10 protein-coding genes are annotated in these 25,270 nt (G+C 57.8%); 3 read left to right on the top strand and 7 right to left on the bottom strand.

Annotated elements, in window-relative coordinates; all coding sequences use genetic code 11:
• Positions 1–596: 596 nt before the first annotated feature.
• On the bottom strand, positions 597–4,643 hold the full coding sequence (locus UH5x_RS15520; RefSeq protein WP_482632934.1) for a DEAD/DEAH box helicase: 4,047 nt from the start codon (positions 4,641–4,643) through the stop codon (positions 597–599).
• 541 nt (positions 4,644–5,184) lie between these two features.
• Here UH5x_RS15520 and UH5x_RS15515 point away from each other — a divergent pair.
• On the top strand, positions 5,185–5,901 hold the full coding sequence (locus UH5x_RS15515; protein ID WP_047812253.1) for a HEAT repeat domain-containing protein: 717 nt from the start codon (positions 5,185–5,187) through the stop codon (positions 5,899–5,901).
• A 200-nt stretch (positions 5,902–6,101) separates the two neighbouring features.
• Here UH5x_RS15515 and fae read toward each other — a convergent pair whose 3' ends face one another.
• From fae to UH5x_RS15485, 6 genes are all read right to left on the bottom strand, one after another.
• Complete coding sequence (gene fae / locus UH5x_RS15510) at positions 6,102–6,650, bottom strand: formaldehyde-activating enzyme (RefSeq protein WP_047812254.1); 549 nt, start codon at positions 6,648–6,650, stop codon at positions 6,102–6,104.
• A 330-nt stretch (positions 6,651–6,980) separates the two neighbouring features.
• Positions 6,981–12,164 (bottom strand): MSCRAMM family protein, encoded by a 5,184-nt coding sequence (locus UH5x_RS15505; RefSeq protein WP_482636004.1) that lies wholly within the window; start codon positions 12,162–12,164, stop codon positions 6,981–6,983.
• 158 nt (positions 12,165–12,322) lie between these two features.
• Positions 12,323–13,483: a WD40 repeat domain-containing protein gene (locus UH5x_RS15500; RefSeq protein ID WP_482632933.1), complete on the bottom strand. Its 1,161-nt coding sequence runs from the start codon at positions 13,481–13,483 to the stop codon at positions 12,323–12,325.
• 165 nt (positions 13,484–13,648) lie between these two features.
• On the bottom strand, positions 13,649–14,680 hold the full coding sequence (locus tag UH5x_RS15495) for a hypothetical protein (RefSeq protein WP_482632932.1): 1,032 nt from the start codon (positions 14,678–14,680) through the stop codon (positions 13,649–13,651).
• Between the two features lie 16 nt (positions 14,681–14,696).
• Positions 14,697–15,602 carry a 3'-5' exonuclease gene (locus UH5x_RS15490; protein ID WP_047812258.1) on the bottom strand — a complete coding sequence of 302 codons (906 nt, stop codon included), beginning with the start codon at positions 15,600–15,602 and terminating at the stop codon, positions 14,697–14,699.
• Positions 15,603–15,749: 147 nt separating this feature from the next.
• Positions 15,750–16,571, bottom strand: a complete 822-nt coding sequence (locus UH5x_RS15485; RefSeq protein WP_482632931.1) for a hypothetical protein — start codon at positions 16,569–16,571, stop codon at positions 15,750–15,752.
• 419 nt (positions 16,572–16,990) lie between these two features.
• On the opposite strand from UH5x_RS15485, the gene UH5x_RS15480 reads away from it, so the two are divergent.
• Both UH5x_RS15480 and UH5x_RS15475 read left to right on the top strand, forming a co-directional pair.
• Positions 16,991–19,492, top strand: coding sequence for a hypothetical protein (locus UH5x_RS15480; protein WP_482632930.1), 2,502 nt, complete (start codon positions 16,991–16,993; stop codon positions 19,490–19,492).
• A complete protein-coding gene (locus UH5x_RS15475) occupies positions 19,482–25,250 on the top strand; it encodes a WD40 repeat domain-containing serine/threonine protein kinase (RefSeq protein ID WP_482632929.1) in 5,769 nt (1,922 codons plus the stop codon). The genes UH5x_RS15480 and UH5x_RS15475 overlap by 11 nt, the downstream gene beginning before the upstream one ends.
• Positions 25,251–25,270 lie beyond the last annotated feature (20 nt).

Raw genomic sequence — 25,270 nt, 5'->3', positions numbered from 1 at the left:
CACTCTTGGCCGACATCCGCAACTTGGACGGGCAAGAGTGCCCATCCTATATGCGTGAAAACCTTGTTGACGAATCAATCGACAAGCCGCAACGGAAGCGGGCCGCGAATGGGTTGGCGAAGAGAGGCTTCGCTGGTGGACGGTGGGGAGTTGGTGGCGGGGAGGCTGAGAGGCGGGGCGGTGATTGAAAAAGTGAAATTGTAAATTGTAAAGTTCAAATTGTGCGGGGCTCTCCGGGGATGGGGAACACGCGTCACTTCCCATGCCCGGCCCTCACCCTCGCGCACGCCTGAACGGCGTCGCTCGAGCGAGTGGTCTGTCACGACTTGTTTTTCGGGTAGTGGACGAGGCCACGAGTCCTGAACTGGCGTCCAATCCAAGGATCGTGGCCTCATCCACTACGATCAACCCTCACTTTTAGCTGTAACAGACCACTGGTTTATCGCTCTTCCCAAACTTCGTTTTGGGAGAGGTACGTCAGGTGGAAATCCGCCGAAAAGCGGTCTCGGAAGGTGCACGACCTCCGAAGCTGGGGGAGAGCTCACGGATTGATTCGAGTCAGGTTGGCAGGCGTCTTTCGGCGACTGGCGTTCTCTTTACAGGATCAACTTCATGAGTTCTTCGGCGGAGAGTTTGGCGGATGATTCGGTGCCTTCGAGCAGGCTGTCGGCGAGGTCGCGTTTGCTTTCATGGAGTTTCAGGATTCGTTCTTCAATGGTCCCTGTGGTGATGAATCGGTACACCGTGACGGGCCGCTGCTGTCCCATCCGGTGGGCGCGGTCGGACGCTTGGTCTTCCACCGCGGGATTCCACCAGGGGTCCATGTGGATCACGTAGTCGGCTGCCGTCAGGTTCAACCCCACGCCCCCGGCTTTCAAGCTGATCAAGAACACATCGCCTTCGCCGTCCTGGAAGGCATCCACGCTGGTCTTGCGTTTCTTCGCGGGCGTGCTGCCGTCCAGGTACTGATACGAAATCTGACGTTCATCGAGTCGGTCTCTCAAGAGTTGCAGGTGGCCGACGAACTGGCTGAACACCAACACCTTGTGACCGCCCTCGATCAGATCCGTCACCGTTTCAGTAAACCGTTCGAGTTTTGCTGCTTTCAGGCCTGCGTTGGCGTCGACTAGATCGGGGTGACAACAGAATCGTCGCAGACGCATCAATTCCGCCAGGATCTTGATGTGCATGGGGCGGTCGTCGTCACTGTCCTCCAAGTTTTGGAGTGCCTTTTGACGAATGGCTTCGTACATCGCGGCTTCCTTGTCACCCAATTCGATCGGCACGGTGATTTCGGTTCGCGGTGGGAGTTCATCCAAAACTTGGGACTTCGTCCGTCGCAGAATGAACGGCGCGATCAATTGCTTGAGTTGTCGCTGGACGTCGCGGCGATGATCGCGTTCGATCGGAACGGCAAAGCGTTCTTGAAACGACTCCGAGGAACCGAGTAGTCCTGGGTTGATGAATTGAAACAGGTTCCACAGTTCACCCAGATGGTTTTCCATGGGTGTGCCGGTGAGCACGACTCGGAAATCCGCTTCGAGTCCCATCGCTGCTTCGCTGCGTTTGGTGTCTGCGTTCTTGATCGCCTGGGCTTCGTCGAGAACCAGCGTCTGCCAACGTCGGGATTGCAATTTTTCCGCTTCGTTGGCCAGCAAACCATAACTGCATATCAGCAGGTCTCGTTTTCCCAAGGACTCAATGACCGTCTCGCGATCCGCTTCGCTGAACAGGACCGGGCGCAGCGAGGGTGCAAAGCGTGCGATCTCGGAAACCCAGTTGGCGGCCACCGATGTGGGGGCGACCACCAATGCCGGGCCGGACTTGCCGCGGTGGAGCAGAACGGCGAGGCACTGCAGCGTTTTCCCCAATCCCATGTCATCGGCCAGGCAGGCACCCGCGCCCAGGTGAGCCAAACGGGTCATCCATTTGAAGCCGTCGACTTGGTAGTCGCGGAGTTCTGCGTCCAGCGTCTTGGGAACTTTCGGTCGCACGCGGTCGGCCGATTCGATTCGCTTGATCTGCGTCTTCCATTGTTGGTCGGCAATCAGGTCAGCGTTGCCGGTCAGTTCGGCGATCGCGGTGGTGCGAATGGTGGGGAACCGCACTTCGTCTTGGCGGCGATCCGTGTACGCGGCCATCGTTTCCAGTCGCTTGCGAAAGTGTTCGGTGAGCGCCACAAATCGACCGTCGTTGAGTTGCACGAATCGGGATGTGCTGGCGCTCGCCATCTCCAGCAGATCCATCATCTCGATGGCCAATTGGTTGTCCACCTGCAGTTTGCCCGAAGCGGCGAACCAATCCTGCCCCCCATCGATCTTGATCTTCCAGTCCGACTCATCTGCGGACCCGGCGATTTGAAAGGCTTGCCCCTTGGGCCAGTGCAACGTCAAACGTGATTCTTCCACCAGCGATTCCAGTTCCAGCAGCGCTTCGAGAGCCTCCGCCGCAGTGGGCAGATCGATGACCTCGACGTTGGCCTGCTCACCCAGGAAGTCGCAATCGTTTTGCACCGCACGAAGGCTGTCTGATTCCGCCTCCAAATCCCGGCGAGTCGATCGCATCTGACCGTCAACCTTGGTGACGACCGTTCGACTGCCCTGACCCGGAACGAAGAAACCGCCACTGTCACCAAAGGGGCGAGTGAAGAAGGTGATTTGCAGGCCTTGATCGTAAGGCGTCAAGTGAGCGTGAATGGCGCTGTCAGCGACGACTTGCTCCGCACCCTCGGCGGCGACTTCGATCTCCGAATGCAACGGCGCGATCGGTGCCAGTGGCCGCACCGCGTCGAGCAGTTGATCGACGGCGGAGTCGGGCACCGTCAGACCGTCGGACAAAATCGACGCCAGTTTCAACTGTGCGTCGCTGAATTGAACAATCGAAAACTTCGACGTGCTCTCGCGTTGCACCAGCAAATGACAGTCACGGGATGTTGGTCGAGGTGACAAGGAAATCGTGGCGCCACCCTCGGGCGATTGCTCGACCACCAAACGAGCCTGACCCTTTTCAATTTCAATTGGCGATCGGGAGTCGTCGTCCATGAACAGACAGGGGTGATCGACCAGGGCATCGACCAACAACGCGGTTTCAAAGTAGTAGTAACGTTCCGTGTACCCGTAGGGATCGCGTGAAATGTCGCAACGGAGCGAGCCGCAAATCTTTCGATCCGAAGGTTTCAAGAAATCAAACTCGGCGAGTCGACTCGGGTCATGGATTCGCTCCAGAGCAATGGGGCGACCTTTGGACCAGCCCTTTTTGCCATAGCTTTGGTGAACCGGTCGACAATCGAGAGGACGGTCATCGGTCGCAATGGTCACCAACCACGCCAGACGGTTTTGCTCTTCCGGTATCGCGGAGCCTGGCTGCTTGGCAGAGGGAGACGCGGGCTGGTAACTGGCCGCAAAAGCTTGCAAGGCGCCAAGTTGTGTTTTCCAAATGGGTGTTCGCTCGAACTGACCGGCCATCGGTGATGTGCCGGTGGCGTGGTACAGTTTCGCAATCATTTTCGCAGTCGATTGATTTGGTTTGAGCCGGTTGGCGAGGGTCATCGCTTCGGCCGCCAGCCAATCCATTCCCGAGGCGCGATACAACTCGCTGACTTTGGCAAGGTTTTTCAGTTCACGGGCTGCTTGTTCCGTGCTGAAACAAATTTCACGCGCATAACCGCTGAGCAAAGTTGCCAAGGGGCGAGAGGCATCATCGGTCCAACTGATTTGGATGGATTGGGCCAGTCCCGGGTCGCCTAAAAAGTCGCACCCGCTCAACACGGCGTCACATCCTTGCAGCAGATCTTCATCCAATTGCTTGATGCGTCGTTGGATGATCTTTGCAGCCGTTGCGGTCGCTCGGGGATCGGACTGCCGGAGCAATAGCAGCGGGTAGTGAAGTCCGGCGAAGGTTTGGCATGCCGTCGAGGACGAGCCTTTCTTTCGCGATGCAGTTGGCATGGCGGTGGCAAAGTGTTGGATCGCTTGATCTCGATCACCGTGCAGCAGGCAGACCAGCCCAAGGATTTCGGGGCGTTGGTGTTTCAGCAGTTCCGCCAACGGCTGCAAGGCGGCAACGCGGCCCGCGGCAAACAATAAATCGACACCCACCGAAATGGCAGCCTCGTCCTCGGGGGACGAGCGTTTCAACCAAGCTTCGACGTGATCGATCATCGCCGCCGAGCCATTCGCCGTGTGCAACAGGGACGGTCCGAAGACCCGCCAGTAGGCATCTTGAAGTTCGAAAGGCAGGCCTTCGTAGACGGTCTCGTCAAAGGGCGTCAGCAGGCCCATTGTTCGTGCTTGGACCGCGTCCTCTGAGGCATGGTCGAAGTAGCCCTCCAAATCGCCTTGATAGAATGCGATCCGTTGTTTCTTTAGTTTGTCTGAAGGCTGATGTCGCTCCCAGGAGTATCGATGTGATTTGTGAAATGCGTTCACGATGGCCACCAGATCCGAGAACGTACCCTCGTGGATCGATGATCTCAGAATCGCATCGCCCAGGGACGGCCGAATTTGGAATTTGGTGCTGGATGGAAGCTGAATGTAGCCGATGTTTCGCAGTTGACTCATCATCGGCTTGATGACGGCCTGGGTGATCTTGGGAGGTCCTGGTTTGCCAAGCTTGGTCAAGCAAGGCAGCGCTTTTCGTACCATTTTCGATAGATCGGACAGGTCGACCGGGCCCCAAGCGACGGCGAGGAGTTGACATGTCAACTGCTGCAGTCCATCAAGAGATTCGAAGGGTTTTTTCGTTCCGCGGGATGACAATGGTTGAGATTCCAAGTTGATCTGGGATTGGCAGTCTGGGAGCAGCGATCCAGCACTGAGTCGACGGCTCGCTGGACATCTCCCCGAGCGAAAAAAAGATAGTCTTCCCGGTGGACGTTGCCTAACCGGGGACCGGCTCCTTTTGCGCCGTTCGATCAGTTCTTCGAGGATTCGGTTGGGAGAAGTCGTGGACGAGCCCGGAGGATGTCGCAGCCTCCGGCGGTGTTCGCTTCGTTCGACCGCCGGCTACTCTCTTGAACGCCTCCGGCGTGTTCCCGTTGGCGAGGTCGAACAGGCTGATGGAGGCTGAACTCCGCTCTTGTGAAACACTGGCGTGAAACGTTTCGGGGGTGAATTGGGGTTTTTCTCATCCACGCGGATTTGCTACGTCGGAGGTTGAATTGTTCAATGAATCTTCCCGTCTCGGATGAACCGCATGGCGAGTCGCCTTTTCCAGTCGATCGTTCCGTTGATGTCTGTCCTCCTGACGGCCCCTGTTTTGGTGCTGTGCGGAGGCTGTCACGATGGCCCCATGTATGCGCTCAAGCATGCCAATCCCTACTTCACGATGCGTCAGTGGAAGGCGGATGAGGCGATCGGGGTGACGGATCACAAGCGTCGCCAAGAGCTGCAGTCGCTGGCGGATTCGATGATCGCGATGCCGGAAGAGCGCCAACTGACTTGGACACCGCACCTGGAACAGATCTATGAAAACGATCCCAGTGCCGAGATGCGTCGTTTGGCGATCTTGGCCGCCGGACGTTCGAAAGACGCGGGCACGCTCGATTTGGTCGCCAAAGGCTTGAAGGATGACAACCTGAAGGTCCGCATGGAATCATGCCGTGCGTTGGGTGAGCGACCCGAAGAACAGGCGGCTCAGTTGTTGGCGTCGATCGCAGGTGAATCTCAAGACCAAGACGTCCGCCACGCCGCGATCGCGGCGCTGGGCAAGCACCCCGGCGAGATCTCAACCAATTCGCTCAAGCTGGCCCTTCAAGACCGAGACCCTGCCACGCAAGATTTGGTGATCGAAACGCTTCGTGAGAGCACCGGGAAAGACCTGGGCAACGACCCCGCGGAATGGATCGCTGCCTTGAACGGTCAGGCAAGTGAAGTGCCTGCCAACGGTTCGCTGTTCCGGTAACGCAATCGTTCGGGAACCAAATCGGCGATCGCAGAGCGGCTTGCGTTCTCGGGTCGCGGAACTCGTCAATGGTTTCGATTTGCATCCTGAATCGCCGAAAGTCTTGACGACTTCCGCTACGGATGGAATTCAAAAACCAAGCTTCGCCGCGGGGCTCGTCGATTGGGCGGAGCCAATCGGCGACGATGCGTGATGGCAAACTAGATTTTGCCGTCGAGACCCATTTGGTAATACTTGTGGGTGATCTTGTCTTGGTTATCGAGCAACCAATCGATCGATGGTTCGTTGTTCATCGCTTTGTGAATCGCTTGCGCCATCGCTTGGCGGTGAATGTCGAACAAGGCCTTGTGGTCCAAGTTGTCGTCATCAATGACACCAGGGTTCAACCACACACTGCAGATGATGCCGAGGTCGTTGGCCTTTTCCTTGGGGAGATCGCCAGCGCGAACCGCATCCAAAACTCCGTTGGCGATCGCGGCTTGGACCGTGCCCATCAGGATGTTGGTGTAACGACTGTTTTTGACCGTCACTTTGCTGACGCACAACGTCACCGGACGGACTTGGATGTCGGTGTTCAGAATCGCGAAGACTTTGGAGTGACCCATTGATTGGTCCCCCGTCAAAGTGGCCAGGGCCGTGCCAACGGGGCCGTCGAGTTCGCCGATGACGACTTCGGGTTCCGCTGCGGTGAAGGGTGGGCCACCGGCGACAAGCGATTCGCCCGTGCGAAGAACAATGCGATCTGACATCAAAGAACTCAATCAAAGGGGAAGAGGGTGGGCTCTGTCAAAGCCACGTTCAAACGGATTGCGGGGCATCACCGTCGCGGAAGTCGTCAAGACTTTCGGGATTTCGTCAAGCAAGTCGAAACTCTTGACGAGTTTCGCTACCCTGATTTCAGGTTTTGACGCACGATCAGCTCGTGGTCGACCGACCGAAGGATGGACTTCCCAGTCCTACGGTGCAAGCAACTTTTGACGGACTGGTGGATTGATCCGCTGGTCCACTCGCTGACGCTTCGGGTTGGGATCGATTGGCTGATGCACCAACGAAGGCCGAGCGACCAACGGTTTCAGCGATCAGCCAGCGTTGGTGTAGTAGCCAGGTTCGTCCTTGTTGTCGCCATTGAAATCACCCACGATCGGCTGCGAATCCGCTGACTCTCGCGGCACGGCGATGCGTTTGTCGTTGGCGGTCAACTTTCGGTCGCCATCGCTGTCGATGATCCAGACATCGCCTCGGACCACACCAATTTCATCGATGCCGTCACCGTCGAAGTCGCCCACGATTGGCTCGTCACCGGGACGGCCAAAGTCGTGGGGCTTGGTTTTGCCTGTCCAACGACCGTCGGCATCATCATCGAGCAACCACTGGCCGCCGCGGAAAACACCGATTTGGTCAATGCCGTCGCCGTTCCAGTCACCGGCGATGGGTGTGTCGACTTGTTCGCCGTACTGGAAGACGTGGTCCACCGCATCGGCCAACAGTCCCCCATCTTCGCCCCGCATCAACATCCGTTGCTGATCTTCGTTGGCGGTGGTTTCACGGGGGACCAATTCCTCACGTGTCAGGCCACGTCGACGTGTGTTGGCGGGGTCGGGCAAACCGGGGTCGCGGCGGATGCGAGCCCAGTCGTTTTCCCAGCGGCGTCCGAAGATCCCGACGTCGTCTTTGCCGTCGCCGTCCCAGTCACCCACGACGGGGCGATCGAGTTCCGTTCCGAGCCGAACCCAAAGGTCGCCAGCGTCCCATGTGCCGTTGCCGTTGAGGTCCACGAACCATTGTCCACCGATGAACAACACCGCTTCGTCAACGCCATCGCCATTGAAGTCACCGGTGAGCGCGGTGGCATCGGGGTGTCCCATTTGAATGTGAGAGCCCGAATCGGATTGTGATGCCAGCGTTCGAACCGTGGGGGTTTGGATGTGCCAAAGACCCGCCATCAAATCGTTTCGCATCAACGAGCTCGGCAGCTTGCCTTTTCGTTCGCTTCCTTCTTCGCCATCGCCATCGAGTTCGGTGCGGTAGTTGGCCGGACGAATCAGGTCGCCGTCATCGGAGAACTCGTCTGCCTGAACGATTCCTGAATCGGCACCGCCGCCTCGTGGGAAGCCACCGTTGATCACGCTCAGGTGCCAGCTGACTTGCCATTCATCTGCGAAGAAGAATTGCTGGTGGGGATCCAGGTGGATTCCAAATGCCATCGGTCGGATCGGGGTCTCGAACGTTTCGATGGGCACCAAAGGGCGACTGATCGGATCGGGAGTCGGGTATTCTTCGGGTGGAAAGTCTGGCGGATCTTCGATGGCAATTTCGCTGAAGTTGTTGTCGGCACTGGTCTGGCCAGCACCCACGAACAATTGCAGGATCGCATCGAACTTCGGGTCGGTGGATGAGTCCGCCATCAGGTTTTGAACGGACGTCGGGAACGTCAGCGTTCCTTCGCCGCTGTCGGAAACAAAGTCAGCGACGTTGATTGCCAAACCGCCAAGCGTGCCGGGCGTGTCCAGCGAATCAATGAAGCCCTCGGGTTGGACTTGGTAGACCGAGTAAACCGTTTCAGGTCGCAAACCGCTGAAGACGTAGAAACCATTTTCGTCGGTGGTGACGCGAATGGTTTCGGTGCCATAGGTTCCCGCCAGGGCTCCGGTGGCGCTGTCGATGGGACTGCCCAGCACATTGCGAAGTTCGAGTGTGACACCAGACAATCGTGTGTCGTCGTCTGTCAATTCGCCATCGCGGTACTCTCGCAAGTCTTCCGGGCTGGGAGCTTCCCGGAGCACCAGGTTCTCGCCGTCTTGGAAGACGTAGCCAGTGATCGTTGCGGGTGGCAACTCAGGGAAGTCGTAGCCGGTCGCGTCGATGCCGCCAGGAATCGTGATTTCACCGATCACATCGCTGCGAAGGACACGGCCGCCGAAGTCGCCGACGATCTGGCCACCTTGGAAATAGTCATCGGGTTGTGACTCGTGGACCGAGTAGGTTCCCGGCGGCAACGAATCAAACGTGTAACGACCTTGGTTGTCGGTTTGCGTGGTCGCGATGACTTGATCGGTCTCATCACGCAACTCGATGATCACGTTGGCCAGCGGAGTCTCGCCGTCATCGAAGACGCTGTTGCGAACCGTGTCCGCCCAGACCATGCCCGAGATGGTGCTGGGCAGAACTTCGCAGAAGTCGTAGTTGATCAGCGACTCGCCCCAGCCGACCGGGATCGTTGAGATCACATCGTCGACGCTGTCGTTGCCGCCTGCACTGCCGGCCATTTGGCTGCCGTGGAAGTAGCCGTCCGGTTGGGTTTCGCGAACGGTGTAGGAACCGGCCTGCAAGTTTCCAAAGTGATACGAGCCATCCGCAATGGTGGTCGTTGTGGTGACCAATTCACCGGCTGAGTTGAACAGCTCAATCAACACGCCGCCCAGTCCCGGTTCGTCGTGGTCTTGGAAGCAGTCGGCGTCTTTGTCGACGTAGACCACACCCGACAACTCCGATGGCAATCGCTCGCAGAAGTCGTAGTCGGTCAGCGTTTCGCCCCAGCCGATGTCGATGGTCGAGATCACGTCGGCAAGGCTGTCATCGCCGCCGCCCGAGCCCGCCTTTTGTCCGCCATGGAAGTAGCCTTCCGGTTGCGTTTCACGAACGGTGTAGACGCCCGATTTCAAGTTGCCAAAGTGATAGGCACCATTGGCGTCGGTGGTCGTGCTGCCGACCAAGGCACCGTTCTCATCGAACAGTTCCACGATCACGCCGGCCAGGCCAATCTCGTCTGCATCGCGGAAGCAATCTGCATCTTTGTCGACGTACACGACGCCGGACAACTCAGAGGGCAGCAATTCGCAGAAATTGTACTGCGTCAGGGTTTCGCCCCAGCCCATGTCGATGGTCGAAATCACATCGGCTTGGGAGTCGTTGCCACCGTGGCTGCCCGCTTTTTGACCGCCGTGGAAGTACCCGCTCGGCTGAATTTCGCGAACGGTGTAGAAACCGGCTGGCAGGAAGGTGAACTTGTACGCACCCGAGGCATCGGTGAGCGTGGTCGCGATGACGTCGCCGGCTTCGTTGACCAATTCAACGCGAACGCCCGACAGTCCTTCTTCGTCTGCATCGCGGAAGCAATCTGCGTCGCGATCGACGTACACGATCCCAGAAATTTCCGACGGTGGCCGCTCGCAGAAGTCGTAGTTCACGGCGACTTCGCCCGACGTCAGCGTGATCGAGCCAATTCGGCTGCCGTTTTCGCTGACGCCGCCTGCCGAACCCGGTTTGGCGCCGCCTTCGAAGTAGCCGTCCGGTTGCGTTTCGATGACGGTGTAGTTGCCAGGAATCAGATCGGTGAAGGTGTACCGACCGTCCGCGTCCGTTTGGGTTTGAGCAACTTGCTTGCCGCTCTCGTCGACCAAGGTGATGGTCACGCCTTCCAGGACCGGTTCGTCATCGTCTTTGAAGCAATCTTCGTCGAAGTCGACGTGCACGCGTCCACTGAGCGACGCCAGTTGGCGTTCGCCGAAGTCATAGTTCACGCCGTGCAAACCTTGACGCAGCGTGATGCTGACGAAACTGTCTGCATCCGACCCCAGTCCACCGACCGTGGTTCCGTCGATTTGCCCAACGGAGTCGATGCCGTCGATGTATCCAAGCGGCTGGGTTTCGATGATACGGTACGTGTCCGCTGCCAAACCGCTGAACTTGTACTCGCCATCGGGCCCGGTGACGGTGGTGGCGACGACGTTTCCATCCGAGCCGACCAGCACCAATTCGGTGCCGGGGATCGCTTCTTCGCCAGCGTCTCGATTTCCGTCGTTGTCCCGGTCGTGATAAACCTCGCCCGACAACGATCCCGGGGCGGCTTCGCAGAAGTTGTACTCGTGGCCTTCGCCGCCGGGCGGCAACGCGACGTTGGTGATGCGGCCACCATCGACGGAGCCACCAATGGGCACGAAGATGTTCGAAGCGATCGTGCGAATCTCTCCGGGATGCGATCCGCCATCCAGCAACCCGTCAGGCGTGATCTCAACGATCTCGTAGACGCCTGTACGAAGGTCATCGAAGAGGTAACTGCCGTCCGCACCGGTCCGGGTGGTCGCGACCAATTTGCCTTGCTCGTCGATCAATCGAACTTCGACGTTTTGCAGAGGCGTGCTGTCACCGGCGTCGTGATCGCCGTCGCAGTCTGCACCCGGCGCGGCCAAGTACACAAAGCCACCAATCGAACCCAGAGGGACTTCGCCGAAGTTGTATTCCACCCCGACATCACCGCCACCAAGCACGATGTCGCGAATTTCGTCGCCGGGATTGATCGCCGAACCGACCACTTGGCCGTCGATGGTGCCGGCTGCGTCCTGGCCGTCTTCCAAATCAGCGGGCTGGTCGACTTCGACGATGCGGTAACGACCTGGCATCAAGTTCGTGAATTGGTACGAACCATCCGCGTTGGTTTTGGTTTCAAGCTGGTTCTGGGGTGCAATCGTGTCGACGGGGACCAACCGAACCGTGACGCCGCCCAAGCCGACTTCGCCAGCGTCTTTGGTGCCCGAGTCGTTGTCGTCTCGATAAACGAAACCACCGATTGAGGCTGGGATCGGAGTTTGCGTGGCGGTCCCAACGGCGGCCGCGGAGCGGTTGGGCCGACTGTCGATGTCCGACCCTTCATCTGGCGGCAAATCCAGACCGTATTCTTGGGCTGGGTCACCAAAGTCATTCAGGAAGATCGCATCGGCTTCGGCGGCGTAGTAGTCCGGGGCTTCGAAAAGTGCTTCTAGGATCGAGTCTTGGAACTCTTGTCCCGAAGTGATGACATCGAGTCGACTGTTGAATTCATCGAGGTCCGGGAGGTTGCGGAGCACTTCGTCCACGTCGATCGTGAACTCCAGCCGATCGCCCGCGCTGAAGCCACGGAAGTTGAGCTTCAGGAATTGCCCACCGTCGTCGACGCTTGCCGTGACATCGGCGGGAGTTCCATCGAGTGTTTCGATGTTCTGGACCGTGAATGGATGCGCGCCATTTTTGCCGCGACCGCCCACCTCGGTGTCAAAGATCGGGTCGCCAACCGAGATGCCGTCACCGTCTTTGTCAGTGCGGATGATCAGTTCGGTCAGCTCAGTGCCGGGGGCTCCGCCGGTGAAAGAAAGCAGGAACCGGTCGCCTTTGGAATCGCTGCCGACGTCTTGATCGGATTCCAAGTAGTCCGTTTCGAGATAGACCAATCCCACATGGATCGGATCCGCCACCATCAAACGACGACTCTCCAGCGACTCGATGCGCATCTTCCGCCCAGTCGAAGCAGAAGTGTTGGGTGTTAGCAATCGTTCGAGACGTTTCCAGATCACGTTTGGTACCTCCTTGTACCGCACATTGATTTCAGTTGAACACGAGGGAGTTCAGGTCAGCTGAAGGAGTGGAAGGATGAGATGCGGTCGACGGCTTAGCGAGGTGTCGGTTCGCTGGCCGGGGACGACCCGTCGTTTCCGAGTGCAATCTTGCTGTCAGCGATCGCGTTCTGATTCAGGTCCCAGCGTCGCAAAGTCGCATCGAATCCGCCGGAGAAAACCATGCCATCGACTGCGGCGAGTGTTGCCACGGAGCCCACATGGCCTCTCAGTTGCCCGGCGACATAAAGCGAGCGGCCGTCGTCTGCCAGGTCGACCAAGTGAATCACATCGTCACTGCCAGCGGCAGCGATGCGGTGACTGTCGACGATCGCCAACGAGAACAACCGTCCCGAGGTAATCGTTTGTTGTGACAACACCTCATTGGTCCGGGTGTCCCAACGCATGATCACGCCATCTTCGTCGACACTGACCAAGATGTCCGAGTTCGGCATGAACGCCAGGTCCCGAACTCGTCGCTGGTGCAGATGTTGGTCTGCAATCAGTTTGCCGGTTCGGGGATCAAACAAGTGCAGGTGACCATCGCGGCCTGCGATCGCCAGGGCTTCTCCATCGGCTCGGTAGACACAGCATCGCAAATCATTGCAATCGCAAAACAATCGCTCGTGGTTGCCGGCCTGGTTCGAGATCAAGAAAACCTCTTTGTCAAAACCGACCGCAACCATTTGATCCCCGGCGGGCGAAAAGCTGACGCACGCCAAGGCTGGGGCGGAGCCGATTTCTTGCAGCACCGAAAAGTCGTCGTTGCGATCCCAGATGATCAGGCGACCATCATTGCCTGCCGAGGCCAAACGGCTGCCGGTGGCATCAAATGCGAGCGTGCGAATCATGTCGCTGTGCCCGATCGGGGAGCTTGCCGATCGATGCCCATCGCCCAGGGTTCGAACCACTTGCAGCGTTTCCAGGCGAAGCAGGCGGATCACATGGTCGTCGCCGGCAACTGCCAGCCATTCGCCACGCGGATCGATTGCGATCGACGTGACCACGACCTGTTTCACAGTTTCATCCACCGGTGGCAGTCGGACGACGCGAGCCTCCGGCAAATCATTGGCAGTGATCAATTGGATGGGTTCACCCACCAATCCGCCGCCGTTGGCATTCGGAGGAGGGGCTGCCGTTGCATTCCAGGCCGGTGAAACCAGGGATGTGGTAGCCAGGGCGACCAAAAGTTGACGCCGATTGATTGTGTTTCTCATTTCGTATGCCCCCGCATGACGAACCAGGGTGAGGCGACGCGTTCCTTGCGTACGCACTCCAATCGGAAGGATCGGCATGATCCGCCCAAGTCGTGAACCGAAATCTTCACGCGACGTGTTTCGATTTCGGAATCACGTTGGGGGGGAAGTCGCCAGGGGGCGTTTTCACTCGCTTGGGTCGAGCACCGTTTGGCCGCCCGTCATCCGCAGATACGCCATCGCCAATGGCAAGCTCGCGATCGGAGCGGTGATGGCCTGGCCCACATAAAACAGCAGCGCCCCGACCGTCGAGAGCAGAAAGTAGAACGTGACCACCTTCAGGCTCACCTTTCGGTGCACCCAAGACAAAGCAAAACTCTCTCGCAAGCTTTCGCCGAACGACGCTCGTCGATCCGCGATCAAGAACACGCTGGGCCAGAGAAGCCATTGCAGTGCGAAGATCAAAACAAAGTAGACGCACCCCACCGAGAATGTGCCCACCAGTGTCGCGGTTTCACGCGGCAAGGGCAGCACCAACATGAACGCGATCATGGCAATCACACCCAGCACCAACAACATCGCCATCACGACGGCAACGAACAGCATGAACAACGTCATGTGAAACAGCACGATCGCGGGAACCGACAGCCTTCCGCGTGACGGTGTTTCGTTCGAATCAGGCGCGAATCGGATGGATGGCTGATGGCTGCCTCGACCGTAGCGACTCACGGCCAGCGTCATCCTCGCCATCACCGAGGTGGTGTAGGCGGTGGTCAGAATGCCAACCCCAGCCACCATCCCCGATGCCAACAAAAACGTCAGCAGTTGAGCGGTGTCCTGTTGAGCCAAGGTCCAAAGCTCGCTCAATTGTTGACATGGCCAAGCGACCAACACAAACCAGATCAGCGTGGTCAGGCAGGAGACGCCGAGCAGAACTTTCCAGTTGCTACGAAACAGCTGGAAGGCATCGAACAAAACGCTTTCGACCGACGACTCGGCAGGTTGCAACAGCGTGACCGCTCGTTGACGGTTGGCAAACGAATGCGGGTCAGCGGGCGAGTTTTCGCGGAAGGTGGAGAGATCAATGGGTTGAGAGCAGGCGGCACAGACACCGCTGCTTGGGAGACCGCCGCCAGATTCTTCGCCGCGTGAAACAAGCGGGAATTCGATCAGCGCCATGCAATGGGGGCACGTCACGCGCAAGGCTTGGTGGCTCATGAGAAAATCCCAGCAATCACGCGTTGGATTCGTCTGGTTTGGTCGCTTCGGTCTGGGGTGGCCCCGATCCGGTTGGCCCAGTGTCAGTGGGTTCGGCGTCAGCTGTTTCTGATTCGATCAGCCAAGGGTTCTTCCAGTCGCCGAATTGCGTCATGTAATCGGCGCAGGCTTGGCAGGTCTCGCTTTCCTTTTCAATCCAATCACGGGTTTGTTGGACCAATTCAATTTCGCGTTCCAGTTCCAATTTTCCGGTCAACACCATGCATCGCAGGAACACAAAGTACGTGTCCAGCACGTCGCAGCGACAATAATCGCTGATCTCTTTGAGGCCACCTGCGTCATAAGACGATTGGACTTGATCGCCACTGAGTCCCATTTTGCCGGGTTTGGCCAATGATTGGGCGGCCAAGTTGAGGCCGCCGTTGAAGCGAGAGGCTCCGAAATTGGTGAGCAGTTCCTGCAAATCCAGGTGGGCGTGCGTGCTGAACCGGTTGCGGCGTGATTTGTAACCGCTGTCGTCAAACCACTTGGGAATCGAAATCCCATACCGAAAGGCGGACAGTTCCATGATCGGAATGTCAAACGAACGCCCGTTGAAGGTCACCCACTGGGGCATGTTGTACATCTCCCAGCCTTGCCAGAAGTACTTGGTGATCACATGCGGCCGGAACTCGGGTTCGTCCAGCGATTTGATGTCCACCAACCGAAAGTCGGAGGTGACTTTCGCGACCACCACGGCAATCGGGATTTGGAACGTGTAGGGGATGAATGTCGACCCGGTTTGCTCCATCCGCTCCGCTTGATATTTCGCGATCGCTTCGTCGGGGGACAAGTCTTCACCCGAGTAACGGACACGGGAGATGAGATCGCCATCAGCGATGCTTTCGACATCAAAGATCAGGTGCGAGACTGAGTCACTCATGGTGCTTCCTTTTCAGCGTTTGCCCACGGCGAGATGGGCTGCGGTTGCCTTCGCCTCGGGACATTTTGACCGGTGCGCACAAACTACCACAGACGCCTGGGGATTGGGGAAATCGCGTTGAGGCCGACTCGTCCCGATGGACGCGAATCACAGCACCAGAAAGGTGAAACCGGCGATCACCGCGGCTTCCGCCAACACGCCTTTTGCGAATTCATGCTGGGTGCTGTCGGTGTGCAGTGGTTCGACCGGACAGGAATAGGTTTGACAAGTCTTGCAATCGCCCGCGGACAAGACGCACTGACAGGGCGGTTCGCTGGCCATTCGGTAGGGCCAAATGGCGGTGTTCGAGAGAAACCAAAACGTCGAGATCGCGTTGGTGAGGCAACCGTGCCCATCGCCACAACGTTCCAGGTTGCGTTCTTCAAAATGCAAAGGTTGGTGGAAAAAGCAAACCGGGTAGCGATCGTAAGTCGGGATGGCATGCCAGTCGCTCTCGATCACGTGCACGGCCAACGGGGCGAGCAGTTCCGCGGCATGATTCTCAGGGAAGGAACCCGCGACGTCCGCCTGCACCACGCGGATTTCACGCACCGGTTTTTCCAAAGCGGCGAATCGTGTTTGCAATCGTTCCGCGGCACGATGATCAGGATCCGCGGCGGTGGTTTCTGCGGCGGTTTGGTCAGTGAGTTGGTACGTGGCGGGCAGAGCGGCGAGTGTGCTGGTTCGCTCGGCATTCAGCATCGTCCGAAGCGACGCCGGTTTCGTGGCGGGACGTGTCGACTCGGACACTGGGGTCGCCGAGACCGGATCGGATGGCTGCGCGTTCAGGGTTGCGGAACTGACCCACCAGCACCCCATCAGCAGCAACGCCCAGCGTCCGCCGGGGGTGCTCCAGCGGTGCCGGCGATCTTCGGTGACGACGAAGGCGGGCGATCGAGATCGAATCGAAAGTGCTTGGATGAAGTTCATGGCGTCGCTTCAATTTGCGTCCCGGTACCGGAGGGAACTTCCACCGGTCTCTCATTGTCTCAATCGGCGGAACGAATTCCTTTCCCCATTTCGATCGCACCAACCGCTAAATCAGTGGAAATCGTTGCAATCGGAACACCTTCACGCCGGGATCTGGGCGGTTTTTTGCCCCGGAACCAGTTCTTGAGTGGGGAACCGTGTTTTGAATGTTCCTGAAGCAAGCACGGATTAGAATATTTTCTTGCGAAACCATCGCGGCACGCGTTCTTCACTCGGTCACCAAAGCCTTCGGATTCATGCGATCATTCCAGCCCAAATTGGCTCGCGATTGGAGGTCGAGGGCGGCTCGAATTTGGTCGCGTTCGAGGGCAAAATGGAACCAAACCGAATCCAGTGAAACCGGCCCAGCCGCTCGGTTCGTGCCCAGCATTCGTTCGCTTGAAAAACGGTTGGTTCTCAATGCGACCGCGGAGCTGACCGCACTGGGAGAGCTGTTGGTCCAAGGGGACGCCGGGTTTGACACGATCGAATCATCGCTCACCACGGGGGGCGAGCTTCAATTCACCGATTCGGTGACCGGCGTGATTCCCATCACGATCGGTCACGATGTGTTCGGGAATCCGATTCGCGTCGATTCGATCGGCGTGGATGCGATCACGAGTGGCCGCGTTCGGGTGGATTTGGGCGGCGGCAACGATTCACTGCACCTGCGACTTCCCGATGGTTTGAACGCGACCGTTCGGGGCGGGCTCGGCAATGACACGGTCGATGTGGAAGTGCTTTCCCCGTCGACGATCGGAAACGAGGTTGAAGTTTCCGGAGAAATGATTTCGGTCAGTGGCAATGCGAAGACTTCGTTTGAGTTGTTGCCCGAGTTGGGAACATCGGTCGTCAACATCACCGAACTGACCACCCAGGATGTGGGGCATGTCGATTTGGGGGAGGCCCCCATCACGGTCCATGACCGCGTGCAGTTGCTCGGACTGCAAGACGATCTGGTCTTGGAATCCTCTTTGACGACACCTGTTTTGGAAGTGACGGGCCAAGGCGCCGTGCGTCAGTTGTCAACGAGCACCTTGGTGGTCGATGACTTGGATGTGACCGCCGATGCGGGCGTGACGCTGAACCAATCCAGCAACGAAATCTCCACCGTTCGGATTCTGACCAGCGATTCAGACGTGCGACTGGTCAGTCAATCTGATTTGAGCGTGGAGCAGATCAACGCGGGCGACGCACGAGTCGAGGTGCTCGCGAATTCGATCAACGACTCAGCGGACGACAACTTGGCTGATTTGATCGCGGATGAACTTCTGTTGGAAGCGAATGACGGCATCGGCAACGTACGCGAGTTGGAATTGCAATCGGTGACGCAGTTGGATGTCGATGCGGGTGACGGCAACGTTGATTTGGTTTCGCTGGCGGTGGACGAACCCGTGGTGGCACGCATTGAGTTTGGAAGCGGCGATTTCCGCTTGGAACAATTCGGCGGGCTGGATCTGACACTTGAAAGCGTGATCGTCGACCAAGGATCGATCTGGGTTCGAAACGATGGCGACGTCATCATCAAGGATGTGGTGGCGGGCGATGGGTACGTGGATGTGCACGCCGAGGGCGATTTGATCTTGATCGATGACGACTCCATCGAGGATGGTCCCGATCGAAAATTGGATCCCGAGATCGTTGCCCTGGGTACCGATGGGCGAGTGCGTTTGGCATCCGATCAACGGATCGTTGCTTCGGACAACGTCCAGATTCAAGCCGCGTCCATCGAAGCCGGCGCGGTGACATTGTCCGCACCGGTCATCGAACTGGGACAGCAATTTGAAATCAACACCGGAGACGGTGTTGGTATCGCCAGGCAATTCACGCCGCGCCCAGAACTTGATCCTGAGGACTTGGTTCCACCCAACCCTGATTTGCCGCCACGTCCAGCCGCTCCACCTGTCGCGCCCGAGCCAGGGGAATTGACGGAAGCGTTCTACCAGCATGACTCCATTCGGACGAACATCCTGTCGCAGTTTGACGTCAATGATGCCGAGGGAATTCTGTCCGTGAACGTGGGGACGGAAGGTGAAAACGGTTTGACCCTCCTGATTGATTGGGGAGCCGAATCGGATCGCTTTCAGCGCGTCGAGAATTTGCCAGGTTCGTTTCAAACCGCCAGCGTCAGTCACGTTTACATGGAGGACGACATTCTGAACTCAACGTTGAACGGACGCGGAAGTGCAACGGACCCACTGAACGTGTTGTTTGCGGTGGAACATCATGAGTCGATCGTGTTGCTCGGTGAATCGATCTCGCAGCCCAACACGAACGGAATTCTTGTTTCGATGGATGTTCCTGGAAGCGTGATTTCATCGACGGACAATCCACTGACGCTAACATCCAGCGGCCCGATCCTTGAATCAGGAGCGGCCTTCTTTGTCATCCCACGTGTGAATGTTCCTTTGGCGTTTTTGCCCATTCGGGACGTGATTCCAGAACCGGTTGATCCGGTGACCCCTGTCGCAATGACCACCACCACAACGTTGACCAGTGTGACGTTCGAAACCTCCGAGGCTTCGTCCAGCCCCGCGTCCATTCGCGATGAGTACTTTCAGCTTCGCGCTCTTTCGCCGGATCCCGATGCGGCGGACTTGATCGAGCCCATCCGATTGCCCGAACGAACGCTGGAAGGCGATTCGCTGAATCGACTTTTTTCTCAGTTGCCCGATGGCGAATATGAAATTCAGTACGTGATTGACGAAGCGGACGAGCGCACCATCCTGCAGGTTGAATTGAGAGACGGGCGTCCGATCCAAACCGGTGATGACCTGGAGGCCGGGACGTTGCGTTTGACGCCTCTAGATCTGGATGACTCGGACCTGGATGACTCGATTTCCGATCAACTCCCGAGTGAGGAGCGTGATCGTGACGAATGACCGAGATCCCCAAGGCAAGCCAGACAAGGGCATGCCGGATGACGAGAACTTCACCGCGAACCAGTTTGATTTGGATGAGACGGTCGAAGAAACCGAACCGGTTCAACGAAGCGACCATCACGGGCTAGGTGAAACCGTTGACCAGGTCGACTTGGACGCCACCTTGGAAGAAGCCGGGACCATGCCGGACCATCCAGCGAACGACCCCAATGCGACGCTCCCTGATTTGGACAAGACGGTCGATGAAACTCAGTTGACGGTGGAAGATTCGGATCAAACGCTGGACGAGAATGATTTCACTGTTGCGGAGTCCGATGCAACGATCTCGGATTCGGGGGCGACCATTTCCGGTGTCAATGAAACCGTGGTGGAAGAATCGGACTTCGACCCTGAGGCGACGCTGTTGGAATCCGAAAAAACGGTTGCCGATGCCAGCCTCACCCTGATCGATGAAACGATCACCGAAGGGAGTGCGACCGTCGATGAGGCGGATGCAACCGTGGGCACGATCCTGACAGACGAGGACATTGGCCAAACCATCAACCCTCGTGAATTGACATCCGAGGACGTGAGCTATTGGTCCAAGCTGTCTCAGGAATTCCATACCGGCGCGGCCACCGTGGCTTCGTTCAGCGAGATCGGGTCGGCGGTTGCCGGTTCTTCGCTGCCGCTGCGCGGACGCCAAGTCACGACGCCGCAGGAAAGCGAAACCGAAGCGTCGGACTACCGGTTGGTTCGTCTGCTTGGCAAAGGCGGGATGGGCAACGTCTTCGTCGCTCGCCAAGGATCTTTGGATCGGTTGATTGCGGTCAAGATCATCAAGCCGCTGGAGGAAGACAAACGCGACGCACTTCGCAAACAGGGGCGGTTGGAGGCCACGGAGAACAGTCGACGTCAGCAATTTCTAACCGAAGCGGTGATCACCGGCGACTTGGATCACCCCAACATCGTTCCGATTCACGATGTCGCGGTGACCGGCGAGAACACGTTGTTCTACGCAATGAAGCGTGTTGTCGGCACGCCTTGGAACAAGGTCATCGGCGAGAAGTCGCGGGATGAGAATCTCGAGATTCTGATCAAGGTGGCGGATGCGATCGCGTTCGCTCACACCCGAGGAATCATTCACCGCGACATCAAACCTGAAAACGTGATGCTGGGGGATTTTGGCGTTGTGATGGTGATGGATTGGGGGATCGCTTTTGCGTTGCCGCAATTCGAAAAATTGAATTCGATCACACCCGCGAAGGGTTTGGGCGGCACGCCATCGTTCATGGCCCCGGAAATGGCAACGGGACCACTGGAGGCGATCGGTCCGGCGGCTGACATTTACCTGCTCGGCGCGACGCTGTTCATGATTGTCACCGGCAAGGCACCGCACCATGCGAAGAACGTTCGCGATTGTTTGCGAGCGGTTGCCACCAACGAAATTCGGGACGTTGATCCTCGGTACGAAGGTGAATTGCTCAACATCGCTCGCAAAGCGATGGCGACTCGCATCGAAGATCGCTATTCGAGCGTGATCGAGTTCCAAGAGGCGATTCGCGAATATCGCTCGCACTCCGAAAGCGTCTCGCTGGCGGCCAGAGCGACAGACGATCTGAAAGAAGCCGAACAGACTCATTCGTACACGTTGTTCTCGCGAGCGACGTTTGGGTTTGAAGAGGCACTGCATCTTTGGGATGGAAACCAAACCGCACGAGACGGCATGGCTCGGGCGCGGTTGGCTCACGCTTCTGCGGCCCATGACAACAAGGACTTCGATCTTGGTTTGTCGCTGCTGAAGCCGGATGGCGATCTGCTGCACGAATCGCCTGAGCACGAAGCCCTGGCGGCGAAGCTGGAACAAGCCATCCAGGATCGCAAGGCTCGTGAATCACGGTTCAAGTTCTTGAAGCGTGCCGTCGCCGCGATGTTGCTGTTCATCTTTGTCGGCGGTGCGTTCGCATTGGTGACGATCAATGCAAAAGAACAGGAGGCCCGACGACAGGCTGGAATCGCCGAGCAGCAAACCCAGATCGCGAAAGAACAGGAGCAGATCGCGCTGAACGAAAAAGAAATCGCCAACGAACAAAGGGACATCGCCGAGCAGCAAAGGGACATTGCCAAAGAACAGAAATTGGTTGCAGAAAAGCAGACGGATCTCGCCGAAGAACGGCGAAAAGATGCAGAAGAGCAACGGGAGATCGCGAAGGAGCAAACTGCGCTCGCGAATCAGCGGTTTGTGGAAGCCAATGAAAGCAGGAAGCAAGCAGTTCAGGAGGAAGCCAAAGCAAAGGCGAGCGAAAAAGCCGCTCAGATCGCTCAAGCCCAGGCGGAATACGAGTCGTATGTTTCTCAAATTGGATTGGCCAAAGCACGTGTGGATCGCAACGAGTTCTCCGATGCTCGACGTATCCTTTCGGAATTGACCGCTGGCTACCGTCAACGATTCCCCGAGGAGCCGTTGCCATGGGAATTGCGTTGGTTGTCGGCCACGGTTCACCAATCCAAGGCCGTTGTGTCGCTGCCGGTGATCGCGAATGAGTTGTCGTTGGCGGAAGTTCCAGTCGGCGGCACCCAGCGTGGTTTGATCACACAGGACGATGGGCGTCTGGCAACGTTCTCCATTGCGAGTGGCACGCGTCTTTCCAGCCTCGGTCATTCTCACACTTCCAATCTTCACCCTCCCGCTGGGAGGGTCGAGCGAAGCGAGGGGAGGGCCGCGTCTGATCTTCCATTGCTCATCGACGCAACATGGAGCGATCCCAATGGCGGTTCCATCACCACCGCCGCAATGAATGAATCAGGCGACCAAGTGGCGATCGGAATGCTCGATGGAAGGATCGAAGTTTGGAATGGGGATCTCTCCAAGCGAACGTTGCGTTTGCCGATGCATGACGGACCCGTGAGCGACCTTGTCTTTGCCGATTCAAACACTTTGGTTTCGTCGTCCACCGATCGGACGGTCCGGGTTTGGGACCTGAGTTCGAATGGCGATGATGGCGTTCCTGGATACAGCGAGCACTGGCACATCGGTCCGGTCACAAAGGTCGCCGCCGTTCGCGATGGTGAAAACGTTTGGGTTTCGGCAGCCGTGAATGACTCAGCTCGCGGTCGCGTTGCGGTTTGGAGCATCAAACCCGATCAAGACGAAACGGCCGCCCGAATCGGTCGTTTCATGCGGCATGAATCCGAGGTTTCCGCGGTCTCGGTTTGGATGGAGGATGCTTCTCCCAAGTTCGCTAGCGGCGACACCGATGGACATGTGCTTGTTTGGGAACAAGACGATTTGGTCGATGCGGATCCAAGGAAGAGCATTCAGAACGCGGTCCAGAATTTGGCGTCAACAGGCAATGCTGATTCCGGCACCAGCAAAGCCGACTCCATCTCGCTGAATGAAACCACGCCGATTCATCGAGGCGGCGTGCAAGACATTCGCTACGATTCGCGGCTCGACCGATTGATCACCTCGGGCAAGGACTACGTGGTTCGGATTTGGAAACGATCTGATGTACCCGGTGAAGCCGAGTTGGGGCGATGGGCTCGTGAACGATCGTTGCGAGGCCACGGCGGCGCGGTCAAGGCGGCCTTGTTTGTTCCCGCGACCCAGGGCGACGTCCTGTCTTTGGGTGACGATCAAACGCTCCGGTACTGGGATTCGGAAACGGGATTGTTGGACAACGGAGCGGACGAAGATTTCACGTCCGTCTCCGTTCGCAACGAGAGCGACGTGGCGTCGAGCGGTTGGAACGCTTTGGAAGCAACCGCTCACGACGACGAAATTTGGTCGGCTCGGTTCAGTCCCGATGGAACCAAGGTGGTGACCTCCAGTCGTGATCACACGGCGCGAGTCTTGTCGATTGATCCCAAGACGTCTCGCTTCGACACGCGATGGACGATTGCTTCGGATCAACCAGAATCACCGCAGGCAGATCAGGGGCTGGAGTCCGAAGGCAGGCTGGAAGAGGGGACCGCGTTCGGTGCGATGTCGATGCGAATGGACCCCGTGCATCGACGGTTGTTCCTTGGCAACGCCGACGCCGTCGTCCGCATCTGGGACGTTGATCGTGGAACGGAACTCGGCAGCGTTCGTGGCACGGGGCTGAATGATGTGCTGGCCGTTTCGAAAGATGGAAGTCTTCTCGCCACCGGTTCCAGTTCGCCTGAGTCCGATGTTTTGGTTTGGAAGTTGAGTCCGTCGAAGTCCGTCTCGCCTCGGTTGCTGCATCGTTTGAATGGGCACGAAGAATCCGTCGCGGCACTGGCGATCTCTCCCAACAGTCGTTGGTTGTTCAGTGGCGACCGGGCCGGCCGAGGCCGTGTCTGGGATTTGCAAACAGGCGAACCGGTGGGCGAACCGATCGACGACTTGCTTGGATTCCGCATCAACACGGCATCGTTTGCTGGCGACTCGGAAAGCGTTTGGATTGGATCCGACAACCAATCCTTGATGCGTTGGCGTTGGTCCGATCGGACTTGGGCAGACCGCTTTGACACGGAAGGTTTCGTGACTGAATTGGTTGTTTCCTCCAATGACCGGCAGGCGATCACCGTTGATCAATCCAAGCGAACCGATCGAACGATCTCCAATGTGACGTGGTGGGATCTTGCCAGCGGCAAACCACAGCGGTTGCTCTCGGAAACGTTTTCACAGGATCAGACCAGTGCATTTGGTGGTCGTCCCAACTTTGGCGGGGTGTCCTTTTCGATCGATGGCAGTCTGGCTCGTCTGGTCGTGACCCCCATGGGCGAGCGTTCCAGTCGCGTCGAAACTTGGGACGTGTCCGGCGAGATCGGATCGGCGAAGCGAGTCGCAGCGGTGGAGTTGCCAGAACGCCTTGGTGAATGCACCGCGGTGGCGTCATTGCAAGGCGATTGGTTCCTGACGATGCATGGCAACGCAGCGTTCCTTTGGGACGGGAGTTCCAACACACATTTGACAAGCTATCGAGCTCACGGCGCGGTCACGCGAGCCATGTTTGCCGATGGTGATCGCCGCGTGATCACGGCCAGTCGCAGTGTCAAAGTTTGGGACGCCGAGACCGGCAAGACGATTGGCAAATTGGAATCGCCGCATGAGGGGACCATTCGCGCGATTGCGGTTGCTCCCAAACAAGCCTTCCGATTTGCTACCGGAGGCGACGATTCTCGAGTTCGTGTCTGGGACTTCGACGAAACCGCAGGGACATTCGAATCCGTTCGGCAATGGAACGATCCGGTTCTGCAGGGCGGCATCGCATCCTTGGACTTCAGTGCCGATGGTTCGTGTTTGCTAGCGACGAGCAATCAAGGTGCGGCGACGTTGATGCAACTCGATGGCGACGCGAAACTCAAATTGGTGGCTGACCCGTCGCTTGGCAAACTGAACGTCGGTCGTTTTTCAGACGACTCCCAGTGGGTCGCGGTCGGTGGATCCGACAACATCGCGCGAATGTGGAACGTCAAGGATTGGTTGGCGAACCCCGTGAAGAAGACCACAGAAGCCGGAACTCCCATTGAATTGATTGGCCACGCCGAACCCATTTCGGATGTGGCGATGTTGGCCAACCCGCTTCGATTGTTCACCGCCAGTGAAGATCGATCGGTGCGAGTTTGGGATCCCGTCGCCCAAGGAGCCCAGCAGGACGAACAGAGCCGATTTGGCCGTGTGTTGCTGGAACTGCGAGGTCACAAGGACGCGTTGTCGGCTTTGGATTTGACCGACGAGGGTGACCTGATGATGACGGCATCGGAAGACGGAACGGTTCGCCTATGGCCAGCAGCGACCGGCAAGGATTGATCGCGGGGGACGGATGGTTG

It is taken from the genome of Rhodopirellula sp. UH5 (genome assembly GCF_056839225.1).
The sequence above is the reverse complement of the archived record's forward strand: the minus strand, read 5'-3'. Positions and strand labels throughout refer to the sequence as shown.

Coding starts and splice junctions, on each gene's coding strand:
- UH5x_RS15520 (WP_482632934.1), bottom strand. CDS start 4,643: ATGGTACGAAAAGCGCTGCCTTGCTTGACCAAGCTTGGCAAACCAGGA.
- UH5x_RS15515 (WP_047812253.1), top strand. CDS start 5,185: ATGAACCGCATGGCGAGTCGCCTTTTCCAGTCGATCGTTCCGTTGATG.
- fae (WP_047812254.1), bottom strand. CDS start 6,650: ATGTCAGATCGCATTGTTCTTCGCACGGGCGAATCGCTTGTCGCCGGT.
- UH5x_RS15505 (WP_482636004.1), bottom strand. CDS start 12,164: ATGCGCATCGAGTCGCTGGAGAGTCGTCGTTTGATGGTGGCGGATCCG.
- UH5x_RS15500 (WP_482632933.1), bottom strand. CDS start 13,483: ATGAGAAACACAATCAATCGGCGTCAACTTTTGGTCGCCCTGGCTACC.
- UH5x_RS15495 (WP_482632932.1), bottom strand. CDS start 14,680: ATGAGCCACCAAGCCTTGCGCGTGACGTGCCCCCATTGCATGGCGCTG.
- UH5x_RS15490 (WP_047812258.1), bottom strand. CDS start 15,602: ATGAGTGACTCAGTCTCGCACCTGATCTTTGATGTCGAAAGCATCGCT.
- UH5x_RS15485 (WP_482632931.1), bottom strand. CDS start 16,571: ATGAACTTCATCCAAGCACTTTCGATTCGATCTCGATCGCCCGCCTTC.